This window comes from Actinorugispora endophytica (genome assembly GCF_004363075.1).
GTDB lineage: Bacteria > Actinomycetota > Actinomycetes > Streptosporangiales > Streptosporangiaceae > Actinorugispora > Actinorugispora endophytica.
The window spans coordinates 154,800-173,283 of record NZ_SNYN01000002.1 but is presented as its reverse complement, the minus strand read 5'-3'; the positions used below and the strand labels follow the sequence as shown (position 1 = coordinate 173,283).

12 protein-coding genes and 1 CRISPR repeat array are annotated in these 18,484 nt (G+C 73.9%); of the genes, 6 read left to right on the top strand and 6 right to left on the bottom strand.

Features of this window, described 5'->3' with window-relative positions; all coding sequences use genetic code 11:
- Positions 1–1,861 precede the first annotated feature (1,861 nt).
- Positions 1,862–5,915: direct repeats of the CRISPR family, unit length 29 nt; unit sequence CCAAGCCCCACGCACGTGGGGATGAACCG.
- A gap of 66 nt (positions 5,916–5,981) precedes the next feature.
- Positions 5,982–6,881 carry a helix-turn-helix domain-containing protein gene (locus tag EV190_RS05250; protein ID WP_133740305.1) on the bottom strand — a complete coding sequence of 300 codons (900 nt, stop codon included), beginning with the start codon at positions 6,879–6,881 and terminating at the stop codon, positions 5,982–5,984.
- Positions 6,882–7,010: 129 nt separating this feature from the next.
- Positions 7,011–7,499 carry a MarR family winged helix-turn-helix transcriptional regulator gene (locus EV190_RS05245; protein ID WP_208113052.1) on the bottom strand — a complete coding sequence of 163 codons (489 nt, stop codon included), beginning with the start codon at positions 7,497–7,499 and terminating at the stop codon, positions 7,011–7,013.
- 82 nt (positions 7,500–7,581) lie between these two features.
- Here EV190_RS05245 and EV190_RS05240 point away from each other — a divergent pair, with 82 nt between their 5' ends.
- Entirely contained in the window at positions 7,582–8,841 is a 1,260-nt protein-coding gene (locus EV190_RS05240) for a multidrug effflux MFS transporter (RefSeq protein WP_133740304.1), read from the top strand.
- A 157-nt stretch (positions 8,842–8,998) separates the two neighbouring features.
- Here the strand turns inward: EV190_RS05240 and EV190_RS05235 are convergent, their stop codons facing one another.
- Both EV190_RS05235 and EV190_RS05230 read right to left on the bottom strand, forming a co-directional pair.
- The gene (locus EV190_RS05235) at positions 8,999–9,418 is read right to left on the bottom strand and encodes a hypothetical protein (RefSeq protein ID WP_133740303.1); all 420 of its coding nucleotides are present in this window, start codon (positions 9,416–9,418) and stop codon (positions 8,999–9,001) included.
- Between the two features lie 177 nt (positions 9,419–9,595).
- Positions 9,596–10,381: a MerR family transcriptional regulator gene (locus tag EV190_RS05230; RefSeq protein WP_133740302.1), complete on the bottom strand. Its 786-nt coding sequence runs from the start codon at positions 10,379–10,381 to the stop codon at positions 9,596–9,598.
- 191 nt (positions 10,382–10,572) lie between these two features.
- On the opposite strand from EV190_RS05230, the gene EV190_RS05225 reads away from it, so the two are divergent.
- The 5 genes from EV190_RS05225 (at position 10,573) to EV190_RS05205 (ending at position 15,788) form a co-directional block, all read left to right on the top strand.
- On the top strand, positions 10,573–11,067 hold the full coding sequence (locus EV190_RS05225; protein WP_133740301.1) for a YciE/YciF ferroxidase family protein: 495 nt from the start codon (positions 10,573–10,575) through the stop codon (positions 11,065–11,067).
- Positions 11,068–11,530: 463 nt separating this feature from the next.
- Positions 11,531–12,496 carry a hypothetical protein gene (locus EV190_RS05220; protein WP_133740300.1) on the top strand — a complete coding sequence of 322 codons (966 nt, stop codon included), beginning with the start codon at positions 11,531–11,533 and terminating at the stop codon, positions 12,494–12,496.
- 95 nt (positions 12,497–12,591) lie between these two features.
- Positions 12,592–13,959 carry a pyridoxal phosphate-dependent decarboxylase family protein gene (locus EV190_RS05215; RefSeq protein WP_133740299.1) on the top strand — a complete coding sequence of 456 codons (1,368 nt, stop codon included), beginning with the start codon at positions 12,592–12,594 and terminating at the stop codon, positions 13,957–13,959.
- Positions 13,960–14,132: 173 nt separating this feature from the next.
- Positions 14,133–14,480 (top strand): YciI family protein, encoded by a 348-nt coding sequence (locus tag EV190_RS05210; protein WP_133740298.1) that lies wholly within the window; start codon positions 14,133–14,135, stop codon positions 14,478–14,480.
- Between the two features lie 9 nt (positions 14,481–14,489).
- Positions 14,490–15,788: an RNA polymerase sigma factor gene (locus EV190_RS05205; protein ID WP_133740297.1), complete on the top strand. Its 1,299-nt coding sequence runs from the start codon at positions 14,490–14,492 to the stop codon at positions 15,786–15,788.
- Between the two features lie 28 nt (positions 15,789–15,816).
- On the opposite strand, the gene EV190_RS05200 is transcribed toward EV190_RS05205, so the two are convergent.
- Both EV190_RS05200 and EV190_RS05195 read right to left on the bottom strand, forming a co-directional pair.
- Positions 15,817–16,884, bottom strand: a complete 1,068-nt coding sequence (locus EV190_RS05200; RefSeq protein ID WP_133740296.1) for a Gfo/Idh/MocA family protein — start codon at positions 16,882–16,884, stop codon at positions 15,817–15,819.
- Positions 16,885–16,934: 50 nt separating this feature from the next.
- Positions 16,935–18,473 carry a serine hydrolase domain-containing protein gene (locus EV190_RS05195; RefSeq protein WP_133740295.1) on the bottom strand — a complete coding sequence of 513 codons (1,539 nt, stop codon included), beginning with the start codon at positions 18,471–18,473 and terminating at the stop codon, positions 16,935–16,937.
- Between the last annotated feature and the right edge of the window lie 11 nt (positions 18,474–18,484).

The following is an 18,484-nucleotide window of genomic DNA, read 5'->3' as shown; positions in this document are numbered from 1 at the left end:
GGTGAAGAGCCGGTCATGGATGATCACCCCCGGTTCATCCCCACGTGCGTGGGGCTCGGCGCTTCGTCCGCGCGCCAGTCGTCGCCGCACGCGGTTCATCCCCACGTGCGTGGGGCTCGGTCGGCAAGACCGCGGCCGAGCCCGTCGCCGGCCGGTTCATCCCCACGTGCGTGGGGCTCGGGCCCACGACGACGGTCTGTACCGGCACCTGCGCGGTTCATCCCCACGTGCGTGGGGCTCGTGCCCACGACGACGGTCTGTACCGGCACCTGCGCGGTTCATCCCCACGTGCGTGGGGCTCGGCTGCTGGCCGCCGTGCTCGCGCCACGAAGCGACGGTTCATCCCCACGTGCGTGGGGCTCGGTCGAGTTCGGCGCGAAGGTCAAGATCCCCGCAGGTTCATCCCCACGTGCGTGGGGCTCGGGGACGCGGGGACCCCACCCCGACCGCGAAAATCGGTTCATCCCCACGTGCGTGGGGCTCGGGGGGGGGCGTCCCGGGAGCCGAGGGTGTGGCGGCCGGTTCATCCCCACGTGCGTGGGGCTCGGCGGCACCCGACCAGGCCGGTGGCATCCGAGCTCGGTTCATCCCCACGTGCGTGGGGCTCGGCGAGGGTGGCGAGCAGGTCGGGGGTGGTGATCGGTTCATCCCCACGTGCGTGGGGCTCGGCCCGGCAACGCGTCCAACTCCGCCTGCCGCGCCGGTTCATCCCCACGTGCGTGGGGCTCGGCGACGCCGACCCGGTACATGCCCATCTCGCGGCGGTTCATCCCCACGTGCGTGGGGCTCGGTGGTGTGTGATCCTGGGGGTTCGGTTTGTTCCCGGTTCATCCCCACGTGCGTGGGGCTCGGGCGGCCTCAGCGGGGGTGGCCCCGAGCAGGTACGGTTCATCCCCACGTGCGTGGGGCTCGGTCACCGCAGCAGCGGCAGCCGGCCTCGCCATCCGGTTCATCCCCACGTGCGTGGGGCTCGGTCGGCCGCCAGGCGGCGGCGTTCCTTGGCGGCCGGTTCATCCCCACGTGCGTGGGGCTCGGTCGATGTGTATGTGTTTGGTGGACACGGTGCTCGGTTCATCCCCACGTGCGTGGGGCTCGGCCGGGTGGGGGCTACATGAGGTACTACGCCGACGGTTCATCCCCACGTGCGTGGGGCTCGGGCCTCCAAGACCTGGGGCAGCCTGCGCAGCCACGGTTCATCCCCACGTGCGTGGGGCTCGGAAGCCCGCCCCGACCATCACGGTCGAGGCGGGCGGTTCATCCCCACGTGCGTGGGGCTCGGGTCAGCAGGCAGGGTCTCCTTGCGGGTCGAACCGGTTCATCCCCACGTGCGTGGGGCTCGGACGTTCGCCCTGCAGTCCGCGACGAAAGCCAGCGGTTCATCCCCACGTGCGTGGGGCTCGGCGCCGTCGACCCGATGGTCACCGACCCGGCCGCGGTTCATCCCCACGTGCGTGGGGCTCGGGCGTTGACCGCCTGGGTGAGGCGGGCGTCGTCCGGTTCATCCCCACGTGCGTGGGGCTCGGGGATGGGATCGAGAACTGGTCGGACGCCGCGCCGGTTCATCCCCACGTGCGTGGGGCTCGGCTGGTGCTGTACACCGGCGCACAGTGGGAAACCGGTTCATCCCCACGTGCGTGGGGCTCGGCCGACGGCCTGCTCGGTGCGGCGCATCGCGTCCGGTTCATCCCCACGTGCGTGGGGCTCGGCTGCCCTCGGTGGTGATGGTGATGTTGGTGGGCGGTTCATCCCCACGTGCGTGGGGCTCGGAGCTCGGACAGCATCAGGTTGATCAGGCCGCTCGGTTCATCCCCACGTGCGTGGGGCTCGGACCGTCAGCGCCCAGGTACTGGACCCCGGCGTACCAAGCCCCACGCACGTGGGGATGAACCGCGCGCCAGCGGACCGCCGGCCTGACCGGCTGACCAAGCCCCACGCACGTGGGGATGAACCGTGGGCGCTGGCCAAGAAGGGCAACCGCCGCCGCCAAGCCCCACGCACGTGGGGATGAACCGCCGGAGCCGGGGCCGGAGCGGCGGCGGCCTCTCCAAGCCCCACGCACGTGGGGATGAACCGGGGCGGCCGGCGGGAAACTCCTCGCGCTCGCCCCAAGCCCCACGCACGTGGGGATGAACCGTTCTTTGTCGTGTCTGACCTGCACAAACACGACCAAGCCCCACGCACGTGGGGATGAACCGGTTGGCGTCGCGGTGGTCGGCGCGGTCGCCGACCAAGCCCCACGCACGTGGGGATGAACCGCCCGTCGGCATGGTCCGGCCTGGGCGCGGCCGCCAAGCCCCACGCACGTGGGGATGAACCGCGTTTTCTTCGCGGGCCGGGTGGCGATGACCACCAAGCCCCACGCACGTGGGGATGAACCGATCGGGTATTGGCAGGCGGGTCTTGGGCGGTTCCAAGCCCCACGCACGTGGGGATGAACCGGTGAGCATGTCCTCGTCGATGACCTTGGGCCGCCAAGCCCCACGCACGTGGGGATGAACCTACGGCGTGGGGCGCGGGGTGATCCGGTCGGCCCCAAGCCCCACGCACGTGGGGATGAACCGACGTTCAGGGTCCCGGAAACCAGGACGCTGAACCAAGCCCCACGCACGTGGGGATGAACCGGCGGTGGCCAGTTTTGGTGCGCGGGTCAGTTGCCAAGCCCCACGCACGTGGGGATGAACCGCTCGCTTCCAGCGCCATGTCGTCGCCTGCGGGCCAAGCCCCACGCACGTGGGGATGAACCGATGCGCGTCCACGAGGTCGGCCCCTGCCTGATCCAAGCCCCACGCACGTGGGGATGAACCGGCGGGGGCCGCGCCAGGCGGCCCCGCTCGATTCCAAGCCCCACGCACGTGGGGATGAACCGACACCCCGCGGGGTGTCTCACAGACACCCAACCCAAGCCCCACGCACGTGGGGATGAACCGCCTGTCGCCGCGACCGGCAAGACCGTGTTCTGCCAAGCCCCACGCACGTGGGGATGAACCGATCACCGGCGACGCCCCGAGCCGCCAGGTGCGCCAAGCCCCACGCACGTGGGGATGAACCGACGGGGATCTCCCGCAGCACCATCAACAACATCCAAGCCCCACGCACGTGGGGATGAACCGCCCGTGTCGGACATGACCACGCAGCTCGCCGACCAAGCCCCACGCACGTGGGGATGAACCGGGGATTGGGTCAGGTTCGTGGTCGCTTCCACGCCAAGCCCCACGCACGTGGGGATGAACCGGACGGCAGCACTCGGGTCTGGCAGGGCTGGAGCCAAGCCCCACGCACGTGGGGATGAACCGGCAAGCTCGCGTTCGCGGACGGCGGTGAGGTTCCAAGCCCCACGCACGTGGGGATGAACCGATGTCCATCAGTTCTCGATCCTGAGTCGGCACCCAAGCCCCACGCACGTGGGGATGAACCGACCAGTCCTCAGGACGTCGTGGCGCAGCGCCGCCAAGCCCCACGCACGTGGGGATGAACCGTCGTCGTACAGCGGGAACCGTCAGGACTGTGTCCAAGCCCCACGCACGTGGGGATGAACCGTCGGGGACGCCGTTGGTGAGACGGGTGGGCGCCCAAGCCCCACGCACGTGGGGATGAACCGAACTCCGCAAGGCCGCCACGCTCCTCCGGGAACCAAGCCCCACGCACGTGGGGATGAACCGCAGGCGTGCTCGCCGAACGGGTCGAACGTCACCCAAGCCCCACGCACGTGGGGATGAACCGCAGGCCCACGCCCCGTCCCACGCGGCGATCCCCCAAGCCCCACGCACGTGGGGATGAACCGCGGTCCGTCCTGACCCCGGGGGGCGGGGGCCCCCAAGCCCCACGCACGTGGGGATGAACCGGCGCGCTCCGTATCCGCTGGGGAACGCCCGGGCCAAGCCCCACGCACGTGGGGATGAACCGCCCGTCAGCAGACCCACGAAGAACGGGTTTCGCCAAGCCCCACGCACGTGGGGATGAACCAGGGGGTTGTGGTGGCGGTCGTTTTGCACGCCGACCAAGCCCCACGCACGTGGGGATGAACCTGGGCGCGCGACTCCGGGAACTACGACGCGTACCCAAGCCCCACGCACGTGGGGATGAACCGCGTGCTCCCCCCCATGTCGACGCTGTTGTCGTCCAAGCCCCACGCACGTGGGGATGAACCGATGAAGCTCCCGCTCCGCGACTACGACGACAACCAAGCCCCACGCACGTGGGGATGAACCGGGCTGATCGTCATTCCCGTGACCCGCACCCACCCAAGCCCCACGCACGTGGGGATGAACCGCCCGTCATCACCCGGTTCACGTCCGAAACCCTCCAAGCCCCACGCACGTGGGGATGAACCGGCCCGCCCCTCACCGGCTCCAGTAACGGCCCCCCAAGCCCCACGCACGTGGGGATGAACCGGCGTACCCGGGGACGCCGACGGCCGCCGTAGCCCAAGCCCCACGCACGTGGGGATGAACCGGCGAAGCGCGTCCAGAAGTAGCCACCCCCTGACCAAGCCCCACGCACGTGGGGATGAACCGGTCATCCCCGCCGCGATCTTCGACTCCGCCGACCAAGCCCCACGCACGTGGGGATGAACCGTCCTACACCGACGACCCCCGATTCAAGACCAGCCAAGCCCCACGCACGTGGGGATGAACCGCTGGCGGCCATCGACCGCATCCTCAAGATCATCCAAGCCCCACGCACGTGGGGATGAACCGATCTCGGACCCTCGCAGCTGGCCCTGGGCGCACCAAGCCCCACGCACGTGGGGATGAACCGCCTGGCAGGCTCAGGCCGCGGGGAAAACCCACCCAAGCCCCACGCACGTGGGGATGAACCGTCGTCGGCTCAAGGCGGAAGCGCGCGGTGGGCCCAAGCCCCACGCACGTGGGGATGAACCGCCATCACGCTCTCCACCGCGTCCCGGTCGATCCCAAGCCCCACGCACGTGGGGATGAACCGCCCGCGACACTCCGCTCCCGGCCACGCTCATCCCAAGCCCCACGCACGTGGGGATGAACCGGTCCCGATCATGGTCCGCTCCGGACGTCGTGCCCAAGCCCCACGCACGTGGGGATGAACCGGGGCGGCCCCGGGCCGCGAACATCTCGATGACCCAAGCCCCACGCACGTGGGGATGAACCGTTTCGCGGGCTGGCCGGACCTGTGGACGATCCCCAAGCCCCACGCACGTGGGGATGAACCGCGGGAGCGGCGTCGGGACGTCGAGGGCTCAGGCCAAGCCCCACGCACGTGGGGATGAACCGAAGAGCGGCGGCGGCGACCTGCCCCGGTACCTCCAAGCCCCACGCACGTGGGGATGAACCGCGCTCGCGCGGCAGCTCGACACCAGCGGCGGACCAAGCCCCACGCACGTGGGGATGAACCGGTCGTCATCAAAATCATCTTCCCGCTTCTCTACCAAGCCCCACGCACGTGGGGATGAACCGCGCACACAGCGCCGGACGGCTAGAGGCTGTGACCAAGCCCCACGCACGTGGGGATGAACCGCGGACGGCCGCGATCCGCGAGGCCGGGTGTTTCCAATCCCCACGCACGTGGGGATGAACCGGAGTGCTCGTGACCGCGATCGTCGGCACCGACCAAGCCCCACGCACGTGGGGATGAACCGCGGCGAGGGAAGCGGCACGGCGCTGGATTGTCCCAAGCCCCACGCACGTGGGGATGAACCGTCAGCGCCCAGGTACTGGACCCCGGCGTATTCCCAAGCCCCACGCACGTGGGGATGAACCGAAGATCGCGGACGACGCCGACGGGCTCGCCGGCCAAGCCCCACGCACGTGGGGATGAACCGCCGCCGCTGCGGAGGCCGCCGCCCGGCCGCTGCCAAGCCCCACGCACGTGGGGATGAACCGGACTCGTCGAGCACGTCGTCAACGCCCCTAGCCAAGCCCCACGCACGTGGGGATGAACCGGCACGTGTTACTCCTCGTGTTTTGGGCAGCACCCAAGCCCCACGCACGTGGGGAAAACAGCGGGGATCAGGCTCCGGGCTCGTGCGGCGGTGGCCGGTGGTGCGCCGGGGTCTGCGGGGTGGTTTCCCGGGAGCGGGGCGGGGCCGCGTCGGCGGTGAGGCTGCCCAGCAGGGACAGCGCCTCCTCGGACGGGCTGCCCGGGTCGGCCTGGTAGACGACGAGCTGCTGTCCGGGGGCGCTGTTCACGGTCAGCGTCTCGTAGTGCAGCGTCAGCTCGCCGACCAGCGGGTGGCGGAAGCGCTTGGTCTCGTGGGTCTTCTGGCGGATGTCGTGGCGGGCCCACAACCGGCGGAAGGTCTCGCTCCTGATCGACAGCTCCCCGACCACCTCGACGAGGCGGGGGTCGTCGTGGTCGGCGCCTGCGGCCGCGCGCAGCCCGGCGACGGTGTTGGCCGCCACCCGGTCCCAGTCGGGGTAGAAGTCGCGCGCGTCCGGGTCGAGGAACACCAGCCGGACCAGGTCGCCCCCGTAGGTGTGGCCGTCGAACAGGGCCTCGCCGAGGGGGTTGGCGGCCAGCACGGTCAGGCAGCGGCCCAGGACCACGGCGGGGGTGTCGGGCCAGGCCGCCATCATGCGCAGCAGGTTGGGGCTGACGCGCTCGCGCTGGGCGGGCCTGCGCCGCCTGCCGGGGGTCGGGCGGGCGAGCCGGTGCAGGTGCGTGACCGCGTCCTCCTCCAGCTTCAGCGCCTCGGCCAGCGCGTCGACCACCTGGACCGAGGGGTTGCGTTCGCGGCCCTGCTCCAGCCGCACGTAGTAGTCGGCGCTCACCCCGGCGAGCTGCGCGACCTCCTCGCGGCGCAGTCCCGCCACGCGGCGGCGGGTCCCGGCCGGGATGCCGAGGTCCTCGGGCCGGAGCAGCGCGCGGCGGGCGCGAAGGAACTGACCGAGCGGGTTCTCCGTGTCCATGCCTTCGAGGCTAGGCCAGGAGCGGTGCGCGCGGGCGGCCCGAGGGTGGCCGTGGTACTCCCACGCTCCCGCGCTCCCCCGGTCGTGCTCCTGAGGCCGCCCCCGGCACGCGCGGGGGTCCGGTGGCCGTCAGCGGCGGGGGCGCGACTCGGTCTGCTCGGCGTGCAGGGCCTGGCCGAGGGCCTGCAGCGCGCTGCCGGCGGACTCGATGGCCGCGACCTGCTCGTGGCTGAGCCGGGCCATCGCGGTCTGGATGGTGCCGGACCACACGGTGTCGATGTGCTCGCTCTCCGCCAGCGACTTCTCGGTCGGGACCAGCCTGGTGACCCGCCGGTCGGTCGGGCTGCTCTCGCGCGCGACGAGGCCGCGCTCGACCAGGCCGCGCACGGCGGCGCTGGTGTTGCTCTGCCGCATTCCCAGGTCCCTGGCCAGTCGGGTGACCGTGACGCCCGGCGAGTCCAGGACGTTCCTGAGCACCACGAGTTCGGTGATGGGCAGCGGTTCGAGGCCCGCCGTCTCGGGCACCAGCCGCTGGACCGTCCAGGCCAGCGTGCGCAGCATGGCCGCCAACTCGCGCTGTCCCATCGGCCCCGGCGGCGCGTCACGATCCGCGTTCATGCGGAGCATCCTATCCCATATGGTTAGATATATATTTCCTCATAACTAATTTCCGACTCCACCTCTCCCTGGGAAACCCTCGATGCCCGCCTCACCCGACGCCTCCGCGCGCACGCCCCGTCCTGTCACCAGGACCCTGATCGCGGTTCTCGCCCTGCTCACCGCCGTCGCCCCGCTGGCGACCGACATGTACCTTCCGGCCTTCCCCGACATGGCCGACGACCTGGACACCACCGCCTCCGGCGTCCAGCTGACGCTGACCGCCTTCCTGATCGGGCTCGGCCTCGGGCAGCTGTTCATCGGACCGCTCTCCGACGCCGTCGGCCGGCGGCGGCCGCTGCTCATCGGCTCCCTCGTGTGCCTGGGCGCCGGCGTCGCGTGCGCCCTGGCCCCGAACGTCGAGACCCTCGCGGCGGCCCGCTTCGTGCAGGGCCTGAGCGGGGCGGCCGGCGTCGTGCTGGCCAGGGCGATCATCTCCGACACCTCCCGCGGCGCCGCCGCCGCGAAACTCCTGGGCGTGACGATGATCATCAGCATCATCGCCCCGGTGGTCGCCCCCCTAACGGGCGGCGCGATCATCGCGGGCGCCGGATGGCGCGCGGTGTTCTGGGTCCTGGCGGTCCTGGCGCTGGTCATGCTCATCGGCGCGGCGGCCCGCGCCAAGGAGACCCTCCCCGAGAGCGCGCGCGCCAGGGGCGGCCTCGGGTCGACCGTCAGCGGGGCCCGGCAGGTCCTGGCCAACCGCCACTACGTCGGCTACCTGCTCACCTTCTGCTTCGCGTTCGCCGCGCTGTTCGCCTACATCTCCGCCTCCCCGTTCGTCATGCAGAACGTGATGGGGCTGTCGGCCGGCGCCTACTCGCTGGTCTTCGGCCTCAACGCGCTGGCCATCGTCGCCACCAGCAGCGCGGCCGCGGCGCTGGCGGGCCGGGTCACGTATCGCGGGATGATCGCCGGGGGGCTCGCGGTGTCCGTGCTGGCGAGCGCGGGACTGCTGGCGGCCGTCCTCAACGGGGCTCCCATGCTCCCCACGCTCGTCCTGTTCGCGGTCTTCCAGGGCTCGTTGGGCTTCGTCTTCTCCAACGCCACCGCGCTGGCGCTGGCGGAGACCGACGCGCACGCCGGGACCGGCTCGGCGTTCCTGGGCTTCCTGCAGTTCACCCTCGCCGCCGCGGTCTCGCCGCTGGTCGGGCTCCGGGGGGAGGGGACGGCCGTGCCGATGGGGCTGGCCATGCTCGTCTCGACCGTCCTGGCGGTGCTCGCCTTCACCGTCCTCACCCGGGGGAAGCCGGCCGCGCGGGACGGCGCCGACTCCGGACAGGAGCTCTCCACCGTCGTCTGAGCCCGGCCGGGGGCCGTCGGGCCCTCGTCGGCGCCGGGTTCCGCACGGCGGGCCCGGCGACGCGCTCCCTCTCGGACGCGGCGCCGGGCCCGGAGGCGTCGGCGGGGCGCCGACGCCTTCGGGGGTCGTGTCCGGGCCGCACGGCGCGGCGCGGGGGCTAGCCCTGGCCGGTGAGCCTGTCGCGGGCGGCGTCGGCGGCGGCGTCCGCCGGGTTCTCGACGACACCGCTGACGGTGTCGGCCTGCTCCTGGAAGGACTGGACGGTCTCGCCCACTCCGCCCAGGACCTGCTCCTGCGCCGCCTGCGCCTGCTCGGTCGCACCGGCGAGCGCCTCCTCCTGGAGCGACTGGACGGTCTCGCCCGCCCCGCCCAGCGCCTGCTCCTGCGCCGCCTGCGCCTGCTCGGTCGCACCGGCGAGCGCCTCCTCCTGGAACAGCTGGGCCGACTCCGCCGCTCCGCCCACCGTCTGCCCGGCGTCCGCCCCGGCTCCCTGCAGGGTGTCGGACGCCCCCTGCACCGCCTCTCCGGCGGTGTCGCCGAACAGGCCCTTGAACCAGTCGAGAATGTCGTTGATCATCTGCGTATCACTCCGTGTGTGCGGGCGCGGAACGCCCGAAGTCGTCGGTCGAGCCTTTGTATCCGTCCCGGAAGAACTCCCCGTGAAACAGCGGGGACGTTCCGGGGTCGGCCACGGCCGTGTGGCACCCCCCGGGGTGAGCGGACCCCGGTAGCGGCACGGCAGCGGCCTCCTTGATCACGAACGGGAGGCGCGATCAGTTCCCCGGATCTTCGGCCCGTCCGTCTCCTCCCCGCTCCGCACCGGCCCCGCGTCCGAGGAGAGGAGGTCCAGGTAGTCGCCGAGCCGTCGTCCTCCCGCGAGCATCGCCCGGCTCTGGCGCCCGATCCGGGCCCGCCACTCGTGGAGCAGGTCCTCCAGGGCGGCCGCGTCCCCCGCGCCGCGCAGCCGGTCCACGAAGTCCCTGACCTGGGAGAGCCGGTAGCCGCCGCGCCGGAGCTGGCGGGTGATCCGCGCGTCGCGCACCGCGTCGGGCGGGTAGACGCGGTATCCGGTGGCGCGGTCGCGGCGGGGGCTGAGGATCCCGGCCTTCTCCCACTTCCGCAGCGTCGCGGGGCGCACCCCGATCTGGTGGGCGAGCGCCCCGACGGTCAGCCCCGTGGACGGGCCCTCCTCCGGGGCGGGCCCGGCGGTCAGCGCGTCGAGCGCGGCGGTGACCTCGTCGAGGAGGTCGCGCTCGCGCAGCAGGTCGGCGTGCGTCTGGTCGAGGAGGCGGAAGAGCACCTCCTCGTCGCGGCGGTGCGCGGCGCGCAGGATCGCCGCGGCCGTCCGGTGCCCGTGCCCGGGGCGCAGGGCGAGGAAGGCGCGCAGGGCGTGCGCGTGGACGGCGGAGTACCGGCGGTATCCGGTGCCGCTCCGCTCGGCGGGGGGAAGGATTCCCTCGTCCTCGTAGTTGCGGACCGCCTGGGTGGACAGCCCGTGCTCGCGGGCGAGGTCGACCGGCCGGAGGACTCGTCGTGCCATGGCCCCATTCTGGGGGTCCACGGGCCGCGTCCGCGACGGCCCGGTGTCGGGGCCCGACGGGAAGCCCCCGGGCTCGGACGGGCGAGCGCCCCTGGCCGGCGTCCTCCCCGACCCGGGCGGACCGGTGGAGTAGGCGGGGCGGGCGGGGGTAGCCGGGGGGCTCCACAACCGTCCACCTCAACGGAGGCACCATGAAGCTGGACACCCCGAAGGACCTGTTCCTCTACGAGATGTCGGCGATGCACGACGGCGAGAAGAAGATCGCCGAGATGCTGACCGAGGTCGCGGGCAAGGTCAACGACAAGGCGCTGGCCGAGATGCTGCGCACCCACAAGAAGGAGACCGACCAGCAGATCGAGAACCTGGAGAAGTGCTTCGAGCACCTGGGGGAGTCCCCCCAGCGGGTTCCCTGCGCGACGGTCGACGCGATCCGCGAGGAGTACCGGGAGTTCGTGGGGATGAAGCCGTCCGAGGACGTGCTGACCATGTTCATCCTGGGCGGGGCGGCCAAGATCGAGCACTTCGAGATCGCCTCCTACCGGGGCCTCGTGGGCAAGGCGATGCTCATGGGCGACACCCAGCTCATCCAGTCGCTGGAGACCAACCTCCTCCAGGAGGAGGAGACCGCGGGCAAACTGGAGCGGTGCGCCCACGAGCTGGGCCAGCGCATGCTCGCCAGGGCCTGATCCCGGAGCGCGGAGCGGCGTGACGGGGCGGGGCGGGCACGGGCCGGCGCGGTGACGGGCGTCCCGGGCGCCGTCCGCCGGCTCCCCGAAGCACCTCGGCCGGAAGACGCGGCCCCGACGAGCCCGTGCTCGTCGGGGCCGTCCGCGTGCCCGGCCCGGGGAGGGACCGCGAGACCACGCTGAGGGGCGGATCCGCGCGACCCGCCCGCCAAATTGACCCTTCGAAGTTGTTCAACTACTCTTCGCAATGGATTGATCGCCGGGAAGAGCGCGACGGCAGGAGAAGGCGACCGAGCGGCCGCACCCTCGGAACCGAAGAACCGCGAGCGCGAACCGCGCGGTAACCCCCGCCGGGCCCGTCGCGGCGGCGCGCCGCGGGCCGTTTCCGGGCCCGGCCCCGCACCACCCCCACCGGGTCCGCTCCAGTGGCCGGTGCCCGCGACAGCCGGAAAGGACGGCCCCCGTGGCCCAGCGCGCCCGCGCACTGCGATTGCCGCTGCCCGAGCACCTGCCGACGTGCCGTGGCGGCCTCGGCGGCGCGCTCCCCCGCCCGGAGGCCGACGGTCGTGTCGGCCCGACCCCGGCCCGCCTCGCCGAACGGGGGAAGCAGGCCCGGGACGCCGACGCCTACGACGCGCACTTCGGCGTCGAGCGCGTGTCGGATGACCCCGGCGGGGTGTTCCTGGCGGGCCTGTCCACGGCCCTCCGCGACGTGCTCGCCGATGTCGACGCCCACGGGACCGGCCTGGACGCGAACCAGTGGCGGACCGTCCTGCGCGTCCCGGGCGCCGTCCTCGCCTTCACCTCGCCCGGGGCGGCCCCCGTCCCGGGCCGGGGGGACGGGGACCGGCCCCCTCTCGGCACGCCGGGCGAACCGGCGTCCCTCCTGCGGTGGCGCACCGGCCACCGCCTGTTCTTCACGCTCACCCAGGCGCTGATCGTCGCCCTCTCCCCGCTGCGCGCGGCGGCCGGGGAACGCGACGCGGACGGCGCCCGCGAGGCCCTGGAGTTCGCCGTCCTCCTGAACAGGGCCTCGGCCGTGGCCATGCGGTACGCGAGCGACTTCCCGGCCGCCGAGTACCCGGCCGTCGTGCGGCCGAGCATGGAGCCGCCCTTCACCGCCCCCGGGTTCAGCGGCCTCCAGGGGCGCGACCACCGCCACCTGGTCCGCCTGTTCGGCGGCCTGCGCGAGTTCCGGTCCGGCCCCGTCGCGGCCGGGGACTCCTACCGGCGCTTCGTGGCGTCGGTCGGAGAGCTGCACGCGGCCCACCGCCTCGTCTGCTCCCGGTTCGGCGGCGGCGAACTGCCGAGCCTGCGGACGCGCGGGCGCGGCTCGCCTCCGCACCCCGCGCGGACCGCCGGCCAGGTGCTCGAAACACTCTCCGCCCAGCGCCTCGCCCTCCTGTCCCCCGGCAGGGCCGGGCGGTGACCGGACCGCGTGGCGCGAGCGCCCCGCCGGCCCCCGGCACACCGCCGGACCGCCCGCGCGCCCTGCGGGGCGGGCCACGACCGAACGGAACCCCCTTGGACATACGCCACTGGACGGAGCGGGCGGTCGACGCGGTCGCCGACTGGCAGGCGGAGTGGGGCGGCTACCGGCGCCACCCCTCCCTGGACGTCGACCCGGACGCCCTGGCCGAGCGGCTGGACGAGCTGGCCCGGCGCCTCACCGGCAACTACCCGTTCTTCCACCCGCGCTACGCGGGCCAGATGCTCAAACCCCCGCACCCGGTCGCGGTCGTCGGCTACCTGGCCGCCATGCTGGTCAACCCCAACAACCACGCGCTCGACGGCGGCCCGCCGACGGCGGAGATGGAGCAGGAGGCGGTCGCCGCGCTCGCCCGGATGTTCGGGTTCGGCACCCACCTGGGCCACCTGACCTCCGGCGGCACCGTCGCCAACCTGGAGGCGCTGTTCGTCGCGCGCGAGACCCACCCGGGAAGGGCCGTGGCCTTCTGCGCCGAGAGCCACTACACGCACGCCCGCATGTGCCACCTGCTCGGCGTCCGGACGCGGGTCGTGCCCCCGGACGCGCGCGGCCGGATCGACCTCGACGCGCTCGCCGCCGTCCTGGCCGCCGGTGACGTCGGCACCGTCGTCGTGACCACCGGGACGACCGGCCTGGGCGCGGTCGACCCCGTCCACGAGGTCCTGCCGCTGGCCCGGGCGCACGGGGCGCGCGTCCACGTGGACGCCGCGTACGGGGGCTTCTACACCCTGCTCGCGGGCGCCCCCGACGGCCTCCCCCCGGAGCCCTGGCGCGCGATCGCCGACTGCGACTCCGTGGCCGTCGACCCGCACAAGCACGGCCTGCAGCCCTACGGGTGCGGGGCCGTCCTGTTCCGGGACCCCTCGGTGGGGCGGTTCTACCGGCACGACTCGCCCTACACCTACTTCACCTCCGGCGCGCTCCACCTCGGCGAGATCAGCCTGGAGTGCTCCCGGCCGGGGGCCGCGGCGGCGGCGCTGTGGCTGACGCAGCAGTTGTTCCCGCTGACCGCGCGGGGCCTGGGCGCGGTGCTCGCGGCCAACCTGCGGGCGGCGCGCGAGTGGGCCCGCCTGATCTCGGAGTCGTCGGAGCTGACCCTCTACCAGCCGCCCGAGCTGGACATCGTCGGCTACTTCCCGACGCTGGACCGCCCGGCGATGACCACGGTCGACGCGGCGAGCGCGGCCGTGCTGAACGTCGGCATGACCGAGGACGACCCGGTCTTCCTGTCGACGATGGACGTCGGCGGGGCGGACATGCGGGCGCGGCACCCGAGGGTGGCGGCCGACGCGGACCGGGCCCGGGTCCTGCGGAGCGTGCTGATGAAACCGGAGAGCGAGACCCACGTGGAGTGGCTGCACGAGCGGGTCAGCGGGCTGGCCGCGCGGGCGTCCGGCCGCTGACCGCCGGGGCCGGTCCCGTGGACGCGGCCGGAGGCGGGGCGGTACCGCGCGCCTCCCGGGAAGAAATCTTCGGGATGATGTCCATGCGGCCGCGTCCCGTTCGTCGTCATGGCATACGGCGGACTCCGCCGTGCGGGGAAGCGCCCCGCGCCATGACACACAGGAGCCGACACATGAAGTACATGCTGCTGATCCAGAGTTCCGCGACGGCGGAGGCGGCCGACGCCGCCGACGGGTGCTCGGTCGAGGACTGGATGGCCTACGACAAGGCCGTGGGCGAGGCGGGGATCCGGGTGTCCGCGCACTCGCTGGCGGACCTGACCACCGCGACGGCGGTCCGGGTCGGCCCCACGGGCGAGCGGACCGTCACGGACGGGCCGTTCGCCGAGACCCGCGAGGTCCTCGGCGGCTACTACGTCATCGACGTGCCCGACCTCGACGTCGCGCTCGACTGGGCCGCCCGCTGCCCCGGGTCGCGCGGCGGCGGCTCGGTCGTCGTGCGGCCGATCGCCGAGTTCTAGGCCGCCCCGGTGGACGAGCGGGCCTCTGACGCCGCGACACCCGTCGGGCCGCCCGCCGGGGCGGTCGTGGAGGCGGTGTTCCGGGAGGAGCGCGGCCGGCTGCTGGCCGCGCTCGTCCACCGCTTCGGCGACCTCGACCTGGCCGAGGAGGTCACCTCCGAGGCGATCGAGGCGGCGCTGAGGCACTGGCCGGTCGAAGGGGTCCCGTCCAAGCCCGGGGCCTGGCTGATGACCACGGCGCGGCGCCGGGCCGTGGACCGGCTCCGGCGGGACCGGGCCTACGCCGCCCGGCTCGCCGTCCTGCAGGTGGAGGCCGACCGGGCCGGTCCGGTCCCGCCCCCGGAGGCGGACGGCGGCCTGCCCGACGAGCGGCTGCGGCTGTTCTTCACCTGCGCCCACCCGGCCCTGTCCTCCGGGGACCGCACGGCGCTGACCCTGCGCTGCCTCGCGGGGCTGTCCACGCCCGAGGTGGCGCGGGCCTTCCTCGTGGCGCCCGAGGCGATGGCCAAGCGGATCGTGCGGGCGAAGAAGAGGATCCGGGAGGCCCGCGTCCCGTTCCGCGTGCCCGGCGCGGACGAGCTTCCGGAGCGGCTGCCGGGGGTGCTCCAGGTCGTCTACTCGGTCTTCACCGAGGGCTACGCGGCCAGCTCGGGCGCGGACCTGCTGCGGGTCGGCCTCGCCGAGGAGGCCGTCCGGCTGGCGCGGATCCTGCGCCGGCTGCTGCCCGCCGAGCGGGAGGTCGCGGGGCTGCTCGGGCTGATGCTGCTGGTCCACGCGCGGCGCGACGCGCGGATCGGCCCGGACGGCGGGGCGGTGCTGCTCGACGGGCAGGACCGCGGCCGCTGGGACCGCGCGATGATCGAGGAGGGCCGCGGGCTGGTGGTCGCCGCGCTGACCGGCGGTCCGCCCGGCCCGTACGGGGTGCAGGCCGCGATCGCCGCGCTGCACGACGAGGCCGCGGACGTCGCGACCACCGACTGGCCGCAGGTCGTGGCGCTCTACGACGTGCTGCTCGCTCTGGCGCCGTCCCCGGTCGTGGCGTTGAACCGGGCCGGGGCGGTGGCCATGCGCGACGGCCCGGAGGCGGGTCTGGCGCTGATCGACGGGCTGGCCGGCGAGCCGCTGCTGCGCGGCTACGGCCCCTACGCGGTCGCGCGGGCCGACCTGCTGCACCGCCTCGGCCGGACGCCCGAGGCCGCGGCGGCCTACCGGGAGGCGCTCGCCCTGGCCGGGACCGACCCCGAGCGGGCCCTCCTGCGGCGCAGGCTGGACGAGGTCGAGGCCCCGGAGGGAGCGGCCGACACGTGAGGCGGGACCGCTCCGGCCGGTGCCGGGGCTACCGCCGGTCGGCGTCCCCGAAGACGTCGGGGACCGGCACGGGGCGCGAGCCGTTCCCCAGCGACTCCGCGCCCGCCACGCCGACCAGTGAGGCGGCCACGGCGGGCCGCACCGGGACCAGCGGCGGCTCCCCCTTCTCGACGGTGGCCCGGAACGCCCGGAGGACCAGGACGGTGCCCTCCGCGGCGCGCTCCACGGCCTTCCCGTCCAGGAGGAGAGGGGGCGGGACGCGCTCCTCCTCCCGCGCGCGGCCGCCGGGCTCGGTCCACCCCTCGGCCCGGACCCGCACCGACCACGCCCGTTCGCCGGGTCCGCGCACGGACTCGGCCAGGGCGCGGGTGCCGCGCACCGACACCCAGCTCCAGTGGCTGTCGGGCTCGCCCTGGAGGAAGCCGTGCCGGGTGACCGCCAGCGCCCCGCCGGACAGCCGCACCAGCATGACGACCGAGGCGCGGGCGTCGGCCTCGTCCACGGTGAACGCCGAGACCTCCACGGGCCGCTCGCCGGTGAGCGCGAGCACGGGCGAGACGGTGTGCGTGCAGTACGCGGTCGGGGCGATCCGGCCCCGCCAGTGGGCGGGGTCGCCGATCAGCGCCGCGACCCCGTCGGGGGACATCCCGTGCAGGTAGTCGGCCTCGACCAGGCTGATCCGCCCCACCTCGCCGGAGTCGACCGCCTGGCGGACGAGGCGCACGTGGGGGTGCGCCACGTAGTTCTCGGCGAAGGAGTACGTGGCGCGGGACCGCTCCGCCGCCTCGACGAGCCGCCGCCCCTCGTCCTCGTCGGCGCACGCGGCGGCCTCGGACAGCACGTGAACGCCGCGCTCCAGGAACGCGATCGCGAGCGGCGCGTGCTCGTCGAAGTCGTTGGCGAGCACCACCCCGTCGAGCCGGTGGTCGAGCAGGTCCTGCCAGCGGCCGGTCAGGGCGGCGCCCGGCAGCCTCTCCCCCGCCGCCGCGCGGCGCCCGGGGTCGCGGTCGCACGCCGCCACCACGTCCACGCCCACCCGGCGGCACCACTCCGCCAGGTGCAGGCCCATCCCGAGACCGACCACCCCTACCCGCATCCCGGCATTCTCACGGCGGGCCTTCCCCGGGGCAACCGGTTTTCCCGGTCTCAGCGCTCGGCGGCCCGGCTCCTCCAGTCCGCCCTCCCCCGCGCCAGTGCGGCGAGGCGCGCGGCGGCGACCGCGGCGCAGCCCAGCGCCGCCGCGCCGAGAAGGACCATGAAGGAGGGGTAGAGGTAGGGCACCTGGATCCAGGCCACGTCGCGTCCCCGGTACAGGAACCCGACCACCCTGTGGACCTCCGCGAACAGCACGGGCGGGCCCGCGAGGGGCAGCAGCCGCGCCGCCGTCCGCCACAGCGGCGCTCCCGCGCGGCGCCCGGCCCACCGGCGCGAACGCAGCACGCCGCGCCCGGACAACAGGACGGCCGCCGCGCCGAGGAGCAGGAAGACCGCGTCGGTCCCCAGCAGGAGCACCTGCCCCTGGGGCTGCGGGACGGTCGCGTCCCCGCCCTCGATCATGGCGACCAGGCCCTCGACGATGGCCGAGGCGTCCCCGTACGCCATCCCGGTGTTGGCCATGACCGCGACGCCGTAACCCGACTCGGGCAGCAGCGCCTGGTGCGCGGTGGACGTGAACAGGTCCCCGCTGTGCTCGACGATCCGCGCCCCCGACCGGGTCTCGCCGACGGACCAGCCCAGCGCGTAGGAGCCGGAGACCGGCGAGGGGGTGTGCGCCAGGGCGACGCTCTCGGCCGAGGCGATCCGGGTGCCGTCCGCTCCCGCTCCCCCGTTGTTCTGCGCGATCAGCCAGGCGGCCATGTCCTCGGCGGTGCTGAGCACGCCGCCGGAGCCGTTGCCGAAGGCGGGCGGCTCGGGCGCCGCCACGGCCCGGCCGAGGACCCTGAGGTGGCCGTGCGCGCTGGGCGGCAGGTCGCGGTCGGTGTCGCCCGTGGAGCTGTCGTCCATTCCGAGCGGGCCGAAGACGCGGGCCTCCAGGTAGTCGGCGAACGACCGGCCGCTGACCACCTCGACCAGCCGCGCGGCGACCTGGGAGTTGGGGTTGTGGTACTCCCAGCGGGTCCCTGGGTCCGCTGCCAGCTCCGCGCCGCGCATCCCCTCCACCGCCTCGCGCAGGGTGTCGGGCCGGGGCCGGGTGAAGGACGGGAACCCGGTGTCGGACATGCCCGAGGTCTGGTCGAGGAGCTGGCGCACGGTGATCCGGTCCGCGCGCGGGTCCGCCGTCACGAACTCGGGCAGGTGGTCGCGCACGGGGTCGTCGAGTTCCACGCGGCCCTCCTCCACGAGCTGGAGCACCGCCAACGCGGTGAAGGACTTGCTCACCGAGGCCACGGCCATCGGGGTCCGGGCGGTGACGGCCTCCCCCGAGGGCGTTTCGCCGTACCCCTGGGCGTGCACGACCTCGGTGCCCCGGGTGACGGCGACCGCCGCGCCGGGGAGCCCGGTGTCCTCCCGGTAGTCCCGGACGAGGGCGTCGACGGAGGCTGGGGTGACCGGCGCGGGGCCGTCGGCGCGCGCGCCCGGCGCCGACACGGCGAGGGCGGCGAGGGCGAGGGCGCCCGCCACGGCGAGGCGGGCGGCGGGGCGTGAAGGGAGGCGGAGGGTTCTGGGGTTTCCGAGCAGGGGCATTCCCCCGAGGG